Below are 10,135 nucleotides of genomic sequence, written 5' to 3' on the forward strand. Positions count from 1 at the left end.
ATTGATCACGCGAACGGGAACGACATCACGTGCCTGATGCAGGCCGCCGCCAGCGGCCGGGTCGAGCTCATGTGGCTGCTGATATCGCTCGGCGCGAGCGACGGCCTGGTGGCGCCCGACGGGCGCAACGCATTCGACATGGCCACCGATTTCGGACTGCAGCTGCTGCGCATGGTAGGCCGACTCAGAGACGCCGCCCGGGCATCGTCCCCCGTCACCGGGCGGTACGTTGCGCAACCGGGGCAACCACGGATTCCGGGTGACGTCTTGCCGGATAATGCTTCGCGCTGAAGAGAACCTTCACCGCGCAGTACGACGAACATTTCGACCAAATCCATGCATCGCCCGGCCTGCGTCGAACCGCTTTTCACGCCGTAAGCAATATTCCGCGATGCTTCGCAACGCCCCTCTCAAGTCGAAAATGCCTTAAGACGTGCTATACGGTTGTGGCCGATATAGCGCCTTCATGGGCTAGACGAGTATTAGGTTGACCTTCCGCAAATAACCAAACACATCACGCGTGGTTTCGGTTAGGGAATATCGATCGGTTCGCCACTGCCTCTGGCGTCTCACCTGTTATGTTTCCCGTCAAAGCCATGAAGGAAGGCCTCCGGTTTCACCGCTGCGCGCAGCTCATACAGTGCAACGTGGCGCGGTTAGCTTCTCTCGAATCCTCTGGCCAACTCCCAATCCGTTATACGGCGATCATATTCAAGCTGCTCCCATTGAGCGGCATGCACGTAATGATTGATGACATCGTCCCCAAATACCTCGCGTAGCCATGTCGAGTTTGACGCTATAGCGACCGCTTCTCGTAATGTTTTGGGAATCTCAGGCATTTCGCCCTCGAGATACGCGTCGCCGATCAATGGACTCGGTAGTTCAAGTTTATGATCGATGCCCGCAAGGCCAGCCGTGATTAGCCCCGCGAAGGCGAGATACGGATTGAGATCCGCGCCACCAATTCGACATTCGACTCGAACGGCATGGGAGTCTTTGCCGCAAACGCGAAATCCGGCAGTGCGGTTATCTGGGCTCCACACAGTTCTCGTTGGGGCAAAAGTACCTTTCTGGAATCGCTTATACGAGTTAACGTATGGTGCCAAGAATAGTGTAATGTCTCTCGAATACCTCAGAAGCCCCGCGAGGTAGTGGCGCATAAGATCCGACATACCATAAGGCGAGTCTTTGTCAAAAAAAAGCGGGGTTCCATCCAGTGTCCAAAGGGACGAATGAATATGGCCCGACGAACCCGCTAACTCGTAGCTCCACTTTGCCATATACGTAATTGCCTTCTTTTGTTGCGAAGCAATTTCCTTGCTGCCATGCTTGATGATCGTATGCTGATCCGCCATCACCAAAGGATCAGCATAACGTACGTTAATTTCCCCTTGACCCGCGCCCCATTCTCCCTTTGAGCATTCGATTGGGATTCCTGCTCCATGCAACCCATTTCTTATCGGACGCATGACAGATTCTTGGCGCGACGTCGACAAGATATGATAATCTTGACTGTATGTTCCAAATGTCACGAGGTCGCGGTATTTCTTTACCGACGTTTCCTCATAGGTCTCATTGAACAGGTAAAACTCGAGCTCCGATGCGAAACAGGCAGTCATCCCTCTTTCCGTCAGACGGCTAATCTGTTTCTGCAGGATCTGCCTCGGCGAGTGCGAAACCGGCTGCCCGCTCTGATCGAGAACATCACAAATTACCAGTGCAGTTGCTTCCAGCCAAGGAAGTCGTCGTAACGTCGAAAGATCAGGCTTGAGCACGAAATCGCCATACCCCGCTGCCCAGCTGGCGCTGGTGTAGCCGGCGACTGGTTCCATCTCCATATCGTTGGCCAACAAGTAATTGCAGGCGTGCGTTTCCAGATAAGCGCCTTTAACGAAGAAGTCGCCGTGAAATCGCTTCCCAACAAGGCGCCCCTGCATGTCAACCATGCAGACGAGCACAGTATCAATGGCACCAGAAGCAACCGCTTGCTTCAACATGTCGAATTTAAGACTCATATTTCATATCCTTGGATCGATAATCCACTCTCCACACAAGCCCAATTCCATTGAAATGGAACATGATCAGCAAAAGATTTGTCAACGACAACGCGTATTAGGCGCTGTCCTATATATCTGATTAACCCAGTTTCCGAACAGGAGATGCGCGTGACTGCGCCAGCGATTCCTAGGCTGCAGAACCTCACAATCGTCTGGGAAATAGTTTTTTGGGAAATTTATGCGTCGACCGATTGATCGATCACGAAAATATTCATCCGCTAGCGTCTGTGAGTCGTACTCGATATGATTAAAGATGTGCAGAGAATGATGCTTCGGGTCATCAAGAAGGCACAGGCCCGTTTCAGGCGATTCGATGAGAACGGAGATGCCACTGCCCGACGGAATATCCGCGCTTCTCATCTCCGTCCATCGGGAAACCGGAATGAAAAAGTCATCGGAAAAACCTTGCAGATAGGGCGACCTGGATTCCAGGCTACGATGCCTGAAGATACCAAAAGCCTTCTCGTTCAGCGCGTACTTGGGCAAACCGTGGAAATGATGCATCGCCGCCTGCGCCCCCCAGCAAATGTTAAAGCAACTGTGAGCGTTGGTTTGTGTCCAGTCTAGAATTTCGATCAATTCATTCCAGTAGGCGACTTCCTCGAACGGAATCGACTCAACCGGCGCGCCGGTAATGATGAAACCGTCAAAGGCCTGATCCATTACATCGACCCAATCTTTGTAAAACGTCGTCATATGACTCGCAGATGTATTTTTGGACGAGTGACTGGTGATTTTTATAAGCGTAAGATCGACGAGTATAGGCGTTGCCCCGAGCAGGCGTGCAATCTGCATCTCCGTCTCGATTTTGTTGGGCATGAGATTTAGCAGACCGACGTGCAAAGGCCGGTCACGCGGACGAAATACACTGTCGCCGTCCATCACTGTGATGCCTTCTGTCTGCAGCGCAGTCGTGGCGGGCAAACCGTTAGGGATTTTGATAGGCATGGATCTACAGTCTCCGTTTCAATCTAGACGGCGCGTGGAATTACGGATGGCGCTCAGGCAGCGGCTCGATGGTACGCCGGAGCCTTGAGCAATATCAAAGGAGCAAACCAAGTGCGATGCATGCGTACAGTGTGCCGGTTATTTTTTCCAACAAGGATTTGTTCTTGAAAGCAACACTCGCTCGATCAGCAACAAACATGTAAGTACTATAGATCGCGACAGAAATGGCGGTCGCGGCAATGCCCATTGAGACCGCTTGAGTGGCGTACGAACCATACGGGCTGATAAAGCTCGGATATGTGAGCAATGTGGCTATCCATCCTTTTGGATTGGCCAAGGAGACGAAGAGTGAATCGATAAACACCTGTTTCGAGCTCCAATTGGTCGTCGCTTCGTCACTCGACGCCGATTTTCCACGGAATGTAATAATGGCAAGATATACAAGATATATCGCTCCCATCCATCGCAAATAGCCCAATACCCATTGATTACTTCGGATAAAAAAACCCACTCCTGACAATACAACCGCGGCGTGAACTGCTGCACCGATTCCGAATCCGGCGGCGCTCGGAATTGCAATTTTGAGTCCATGTTTAAGTGTTTGCGCAACGGCAAACGCGACATTCGGTCCTGGCATAGCCACGGCAACGGTGAACGCTACGAGAAACAAAGCGAACAGATGCAAGTCCATTGACTCCGCCAATTCTGTTTGAATACCTGCGAAATGAGAGGAACAACAACGTAAAACTCTGGCCTGATCGCTATGTTGTCGATCGCTGCACCAGATAGGCGTCACAGGCACTTCCGAATGCTCTGAAAATCTTTTGACTCTTGTCATCGCTGGAGGCGTGCCATTCAGGATGCCACTGAAGTGCGAGTTGAAATGTCGATGAATTCTTATATGAAAGTGCTTCTACAATGCCATCGTCTGCGACTGCTTCCGCTTGGATACCTCCACCCAGTTCGGCGATGCCTTGCTTATGCAACGAATTGACCTGTAGCTCCCCACTCTCGATGACCGACGACAATAACCCACCAGGAGCAATTTTGACCGAATGAACGGGGAGGTACTGTTCGTCGCGAGGCAGGTTTGCGTTTTCGGAATGCGTGATTCCTTTGTGTGACAACGACAAATCTTCGTACAGCGTGCCGTTTCGATAAACGTTCATCTCCTGCAAGCCGCGGCAGATGCCCAATATGGGCATCTGAAGCTCTCTGGCAACCGTAAGTGCCATCCACGACAACCGGTCTCGCGGACGATCGGTCTCTCCGGGGACAACGTCGTCATCGGCGCGCGCCCATACGCGCTCGTTCATGCAAAAGATACTGGGATCGAGATCGGATTCATCGCCCGTCAACACAAGGCCGTCGAGACGGCGCATCACTTCACGAAATGTCCGGATAGTCGCGTCAGATGGCTGATCTCCGTCTATCGTCGGTAAAATGACGCACTCGACTGAAGCATACTTCGTCAGCGCCTGGATATAACGTCGCTGCAACCAATCGCGGTGAATGCCGTCGTGAAGATGGCGATTTGCGGTAACCCCCACAACAGCGCAAGTCATATCACGATGCTCGTCCATCATTGCGCTCGCTCCTCGCCGGGCACGCGCTCAAGCTGCGTCTCGTAAAGCCGCCGGTTCCGCTCAAGCAGTTGGCTGATGACACTGGGCTGCCCTTTGGGGCCGCGAGCGAAGAGTCCGCCCCATGAATCGGCAACCTCGGCATATTGCGGATCGCGTAATCTGATCTTTTGTGCCCGTTTTAGGTGCCAGAAAGGGATGCCAGGCGAGAGGTGATGTTCCAGATGATATTCGTCAAGGTTGGCGCCGAACAGTAGCCGCTCGATCAAGTTTCCTTTGCGATTGCGCGTCAAATAGACATCGTCGGTTTCGGTCTCGCACATTGGAGAATGCTCAGCAAGTTCAATGAACCAGCCCAAGGCCTGAAAGGTGGTCAGATAAGGAATCAGCCAGAACAACGCGAGCATATCAAGCGATTTTGCCTGAATGAAGCCGAGAATAACGACCAGCCAGAATACCGCAAATCCATAGGTATCGATGGCGGCTCCCAGCCTGTCGATGTCTTTCCGTCCTTCGCGTGAAATGAGAAACCGGTAGTTCCATAGATATCTGAGATACCGTAACGTTGCACCGCCGAGCATCGCTTTCCAGACGATGGAGAACGCGTATTCACGCGGATGGCGGACATCATATACGCCCGACGATATGAAGAACTTCAAGTCGGGATCTTTCTCTGGGTCGCCGAGATGGGGATGGTGCAGATGAACATGAGAGTAGCGATAAGCCCAATGACGCTGAAGGAGAGGATATGCTGCGAAAACAATTCCGAGCAAATAGTTCCAGCGGGTGTTTTTTGCGAGCGTCCGATGTGCGGCGTCATGGGCGATCGTGGTCAGCCCGCGTTGCTGTGCGCCAATTATGAGCACTGCGATGGGGTACAGCCACCATGTAATTCGTACTGTCGCATAAGCACATGCAAGAATGACCAGATAGTCCTTCAAAATGTAAAGCGCACCAGTGATGTTATCAGGCTTTAATTCTGATAAATCTCGGGTAATGTCGCGCGAGAAGCGGGATGTCCTGAATCGTTTGCCTCTTAGTTGCCAGGCTTCATAGATTTCCATGATTGAATTTCCTCCGTTGAAAGATCGACGTCAGACGGCGTCCAGTCCTCGTTGAATATCCGCGACGATATCGTCTATGTTCTCGATGCCGACACACAGTCGGATGGAGCCGTCGAAAATGCCGGCGGCCTCACGCTGCTCTTTGGGAACAGTCGTGTGAGTCGTCGAGACTGGATGAGTGACCAATGTTCGCGCATCACCGACGTTTGACACGTGGTACATGAGCTCAATGTTGGTGATGAACCTGCGGCCGGCTGCTTCATCCATCAGTTCGAACATGATGATCGCGCCATAACCAACACTCGCGTCAATCAACTCGTCGACAAGTTCGCGTTCGTATCCGGAGGATAGCGAGGGATATGACACACGCTTGACCTTCGGATGATTTTTCAAGAACTCAGCAATCGCCATGGCATTTTCACAGTGCCGCTGCATGCGAAGATGAAGTGTCTCGAGGCCCTGAATTAACTGAAAGCTGGAGAACGGACTAATCGCGGCTCCGGTGTCACGAAGCCACGTCATTCGCGCCTTCAGCAAATAGGGGCTCGCACCAAGATCGTCAAGTTTTCGAACAGCCTCTTTCCAGAGGACGCCACCATGCGCTTCGTCCGGCCCGTTGAACAACGGGAACCGCGCTGCATCATCGAATGCGAAGCGTCCGTTATCTACAATCAATCCGCCAAGCGTCGTCCCATGGCCGCATAGATACTTCGTCGCGGAATATGTGGAGATGTTCGCGCCCAAAGAGGTTGGACGGCAGATCAAAGGAGTCGTGGTATTGTCAACGATGACGGGAACGCCATGTCGTTTGCCGATTTCGGCGAGCGCCGGAATCGGCAAAGGAACAAGACACGGGTTGGAAAACGCCTCCCCGAATATTGCAATGGTCCTGTCATCGGTCAGCAATTCGAAGGATGATATATCGTTCGGATCCGCAGACCGAGCCTCGATGCCCAGCCGTTTAAATGTATTGAAGAGCAGATTCCAGGAATTGCCATATAGGTACTTCGATGCAACTACGTTATCGCCTCGCGTTCCGCTGCACAGGTTAGCGATGGCAAGAAAGGTTGCGGCCTGCCCCGAAGCTACCGCGAGAGAGTCGCTTGCACCCTCCACCGCAGCGAATCGCTTTTCGAGGATGCGCGTCGTCGGGTTGATGATCCTGGTATACGTAAACCCATCTTCCTTGACGTTGTAGATGCCGGCGATCTTTTCCAGATCGCCCTCAAGCTCATAGGCGGTGGATTGGTAAATGGGCACCGACACCGCCTTGGTAACCGGGTCATGGCGATAGCCGGCATAAAGAAGTGCCGTTTCTCTGCACATTTGCACATTGGCATTGTTTCTCGACATATCACAAGGCCTTTTCCACAAATCGGTTTTTGGACGCAGGGAGGTGTCTTCTGATGCCACGGTTGCCATCGAAAAAATCTTTAAATGCAATCGCCAGCAGGCGGATCCACATCGGGTCGATGCGTCCCATGCAACCGATCCTGAAACTGCGGCTCGGAGAATGCAACTTGGTATAGATGTAGAGGTTGTAGTCCACCAGATGGGCGTAGAGCGCGTCGAGGTCTTTTTGCGTACGAATAACATCAGGCGCTGTAAGGGCGAGGCATACCGGCGACCGTATTCGCGCGTCTAAAAGAGGAAAGGCATACGACGCGGTTGCGCGTATGATTGCGTCTCGTACAGAGCAGTAACGCTCAGCGCGGCGAGACACGCCCTCGATGGTCAGTCGCTCAAGTGCTTTTGCGCAAGCTTGAATGACATGTGTTGGAGGGGTGGAGCGCCATTCACCAGATTTCTCAAAAGTATTCCATTGGTCTCGAACATCCAGGACGAAGGAGTTCATATGTTCGACGTTGCTATTAAGCATCTCCAGCGAAGCGATAACAAACGATACTCCCGGCGGACCCTCGATGCATTTGTTGCTAGAAGTAACAAGAATGTCAAATTCCACCTGCTTGGAATTAATCTCCACTGCACCGAAAGAACTCATTGCATCTATGATCGTTTTTACGCCATGCTGCTTCGCAAGTTCTACAATCGGTCCTAGCGGATTAATGACGCCTGTGGTGGTTTCGCAATGCACGAAGCAGAGGTGTGTAATCTTTGAATTCTTTTCCAGATATTCAGAGATCTGGGATATTGAAAGTGGTTGGTCACTGGGAACAGTTATGCTGACGGCATGGACACCGCGGAGTTGCAACATTTTTAGCATCCGCTCGCCATAGATGCCATTGATACAGACGAGAGGCCGATCGGAGGGTGCAACAAAAGAAGCCAACGCTGCTTCTATGCCGTAGGATCCCCCGCCCTGCATCGGGATCGCTGAGTAAGCACCATTACCGCCGACCAAGTCAACTATTAGATTTCTCACCTCAGCTGTTATCGTCTTGAAACTCGCATCGCGCGAGCCGAGGTCATATTGCATTTGCGCTTTAACCTCATCGCTCAACGCCAATGGCCCCGGTGTCAATAGAAAACGATGCTGTCCAGCCATGTATAACACTCCACGATCGAAGACGATTATTTGAAGGCGTGAAACATATATTCAGGCCTCTTGAATGTGCTCTCTTGCGCTGACTTATGGAATAGCCGAACCAGTTCGTTCACCTGTAAAACGTCATGTCATCCGCGCGACGATCTGTTTCCGCCATGCGAGGTGACGCACAATTTTCGCGACAATCTGCGATGAAATCAGCCGCACGAGACGACTTTTCATCACTTTAGGCAAACGGCACACCGGTAAGTCGGGCACAACATACGCAGGCATCTGCGCCATCGTTCACCAACCGACTCCATCCGGCCGGTTGTTGCTCATCTTGCCACAGTGAGACATCTCATTAACATGAATTCTTCTGATGTCAGTCTAACGGTCTTTAATAGCAGCACGTATCGGCAATCTTCTATACGATATTTATCGTCTTCTCTAAAATTAACTGAATTGTAAAAAATTATCGTGAATCAATTTTTTGCTATGTGGCCTATCTAATCTTATACAGGCTGTGTACACGGGATCGAATTTCGTGGTACGACACACAAGCATCACTAGACACAGACAGAAAGCAGATCTCGTATACGACGATGCGGCGCAAGAGACTTCCTCGCACGCGTTGCGTGCCCTTCTTCATTTCTTCGCTCGGATCCGTTCGCCGGCACCAGGAATAGTCATTAACTAAGCGAGCGGCGCATCCGTGGATTTCGCGACCCCAAGCGCAGGCAGGCTTTTCTCACAAGGGTCGTCTTAATCCAGCAGTGCTTCTCGCTCAACTGGCACTTGACGCGCGCTTCGTTCTATCGCACGGAACTCGGCCAACGCTTTGCCAAATTGCATCCGTTCAATGAACTTGCCAAAGCTCCGGCGACCGGTTTCAGGGGCGATTGCCGCTTACCCAGGCGTCCGCCCGAATGTGGCGGGTTGACAATACCCAAGGTCTCCACGACATCGATCCAATCAGGAATCGGCGCCATATCAATCCTTTTCCCCCGTCACGCGCCGGGCTTCTACAGTGATGGGAAGCGCGGTGTCAGCGGCCATTTCGGGCAGCTCGAGCTGCCAGCCGTTCGCGAGCGTAATGAGCCCTCCCCACATTTGCGCGCGCGCCATGGAAACGATCGGCTCCTCAAGATCTTTCTTCGGGACATATGCGGTCAATGCGCCTCGTCTATCCCTGCGGATCATCACTTTCACGTCGGAAGCTCCTCGGTCTGTGTGGGAAACTTATGCTGAACTCCCCGCGTCGCCTTCGAATAACAAGCAAAGCGGACGTTGCAACGCTTGAGCACGTGCTCCATGCCGCGCAGCAACTCATCGACAGTTATGGGCCTAGCTATCCTTCTCTGGGTAACATCCCAACTTGTTGGTGCAAGCGCGATTTTGTTGTCCGCGCAGCCGACCACTACCCCGTCGAACTCGACGAGATACAACGGCTCGCCAGTCTCAACCACTTGCCGTCACGAGACACTCATCTTCACCCCGGTCGGGATATCCGCATCGTTGCAGAGGTCGTCCAGAGCAACGACGTACATATCCCACCGATACGCTGGCGGAAGGGATGAAATGTTCATCCAACGCATCTCCGCAGTGTCGACGCATCAATGCTATCGTCGCGCCATCGCCACCTTATCTCTGGTAGCGACGCCGATCTGGCGAAGGGTCGCTGCGCGCTCGCCCGCACGTGCGAGCACGTCTTCAGGAAGATGGTCGAGCGTGCACAGCTCCTTTTCGCGCATGCCCACCAGGTGATCAGTTTCAACGAAGTGAACTGCATAGATGTAGAACCGCTGCAGGAACGTGTCGATCCTGGTGACGTAGCCTACGTCGCCCCTGTTCGCGAGAATCTCGCCCATATTCTTGCCGGTGTATGTACCGTCGTTGCGGATTACCGAGCGCGCGACCACACGCTCTCCAATACTGAATGACGGCGCAAATGCAACCTCGATGGCGTCGTCGTTGTGGAAGTCATGCATGACCTGC

9 protein-coding genes and 1 pseudogene are annotated in these 10,135 nt (G+C 52.6%); 1 reads left to right on the plus strand and 9 read right to left on the minus strand.

Annotation, left to right across the window (positions count from 1 at the left end):
- Window positions 1-291 (plus strand): annotated as a pseudogene (locus GCT13_RS45510) (ankyrin repeat domain-containing protein); the annotation flags it as partial.
- A 365-nt stretch (window positions 292-656) separates the two neighbouring features.
- On the opposite strand, the gene GCT13_RS45515 reads toward GCT13_RS45510, so the two are convergent.
- The 9 genes from GCT13_RS45515 to GCT13_RS45560 form a co-directional block, all read right to left on the minus strand.
- Window positions 657-2,015, minus strand: a complete 1,359-nt coding sequence (locus tag GCT13_RS45515; RefSeq protein ID WP_087740404.1) for a glutamine synthetase family protein — start codon at window positions 2,013-2,015, stop codon at window positions 657-659.
- 81 nt (window positions 2,016-2,096) lie between these two features.
- On the minus strand, window positions 2,097-3,005 hold the full coding sequence (locus GCT13_RS45520; RefSeq protein WP_087740405.1) for a homoserine O-succinyltransferase: 909 nt from the start codon (window positions 3,003-3,005) through the stop codon (window positions 2,097-2,099).
- Window positions 3,006-3,099: 94 nt separating this feature from the next.
- On the minus strand, window positions 3,100-3,696 hold the full coding sequence (locus GCT13_RS45525; protein WP_162849304.1) for a LysE family translocator: 597 nt from the start codon (window positions 3,694-3,696) through the stop codon (window positions 3,100-3,102).
- 70 nt (window positions 3,697-3,766) lie between these two features.
- Window positions 3,767-4,591 carry a gamma-glutamyl-gamma-aminobutyrate hydrolase family protein gene (locus tag GCT13_RS45530; protein WP_087740407.1) on the minus strand — a complete coding sequence of 275 codons (825 nt, stop codon included), beginning with the start codon at window positions 4,589-4,591 and terminating at the stop codon, window positions 3,767-3,769.
- Window positions 4,588-5,652 carry a fatty acid desaturase family protein gene (locus GCT13_RS45535; protein ID WP_087740408.1) on the minus strand — a complete coding sequence of 355 codons (1,065 nt, stop codon included), beginning with the start codon at window positions 5,650-5,652 and terminating at the stop codon, window positions 4,588-4,590. Before GCT13_RS45535 ends, GCT13_RS45530 begins: the two co-directional genes overlap by 4 nt.
- Before the next feature lie 30 nt (window positions 5,653-5,682).
- Window positions 5,683-7,074, minus strand: coding sequence for an O-acetylhomoserine aminocarboxypropyltransferase/cysteine synthase family protein (locus GCT13_RS45540; RefSeq protein WP_227747372.1), 1,392 nt, complete (start codon window positions 7,072-7,074; stop codon window positions 5,683-5,685).
- Window positions 7,007-8,158, minus strand: coding sequence for a 2-aminoethylphosphonate--pyruvate transaminase (locus tag GCT13_RS45545; protein WP_087740410.1), 1,152 nt, complete (start codon window positions 8,156-8,158; stop codon window positions 7,007-7,009). Before GCT13_RS45545 ends, GCT13_RS45540 begins: the two co-directional genes overlap by 68 nt.
- 972 nt (window positions 8,159-9,130) lie before the next feature.
- Entirely contained in the window at window positions 9,131-9,349 is a 219-nt protein-coding gene (gene nifT / locus GCT13_RS45550) for a putative nitrogen fixation protein NifT (RefSeq protein ID WP_087740411.1), read from the minus strand.
- A 410-nt stretch (window positions 9,350-9,759) separates the two neighbouring features.
- Complete coding sequence (locus GCT13_RS45560; protein ID WP_152768195.1) at window positions 9,760-10,128, minus strand: nitrogen fixation protein NifZ; 369 nt, start codon at window positions 10,126-10,128, stop codon at window positions 9,760-9,762.
- Window positions 10,129-10,135: the final 7 nt, after the last annotated feature.

This window comes from Paraburkholderia franconis (genome assembly GCF_009362735.1).
Classification (GTDB): domain Bacteria; phylum Pseudomonadota; class Gammaproteobacteria; order Burkholderiales; family Burkholderiaceae; genus Paraburkholderia; species Paraburkholderia franconis.

Bases quoted from the DNA above. Each gene is read 5' to 3' on its own strand.
- GCT13_RS45515 (WP_087740404.1), bottom strand. From the start codon at position 2,015: ATGAGTCTTAAATTCGACATGTTGAAGCAAGCGGTTGCTTCTGGTGCC.
- GCT13_RS45520 (WP_087740405.1), bottom strand. From the start codon at position 3,005: ATGCCTATCAAAATCCCTAACGGTTTGCCCGCCACGACTGCGCTGCAG.
- GCT13_RS45525 (WP_162849304.1), bottom strand. From the start codon at position 3,696: ATGGACTTGCATCTGTTCGCTTTGTTTCTCGTAGCGTTCACCGTTGCC.
- GCT13_RS45530 (WP_087740407.1), bottom strand. From the start codon at position 4,591: ATGATGGACGAGCATCGTGATATGACTTGCGCTGTTGTGGGGGTTACC.
- GCT13_RS45535 (WP_087740408.1), bottom strand. From the start codon at position 5,652: ATGGAAATCTATGAAGCCTGGCAACTAAGAGGCAAACGATTCAGGACA.
- GCT13_RS45540 (WP_227747372.1), bottom strand. From the start codon at position 7,074: ATGGCAACCGTGGCATCAGAAGACACCTCCCTGCGTCCAAAAACCGAT.
- GCT13_RS45545 (WP_087740410.1), bottom strand. From the start codon at position 8,158: ATGGCTGGACAGCATCGTTTTCTATTGACACCGGGGCCATTGGCGTTG.
- GCT13_RS45560 (WP_152768195.1), bottom strand. From the start codon at position 10,128: ATGCATGACTTCCACAACGACGACGCCATCGAGGTTGCATTTGCGCCG.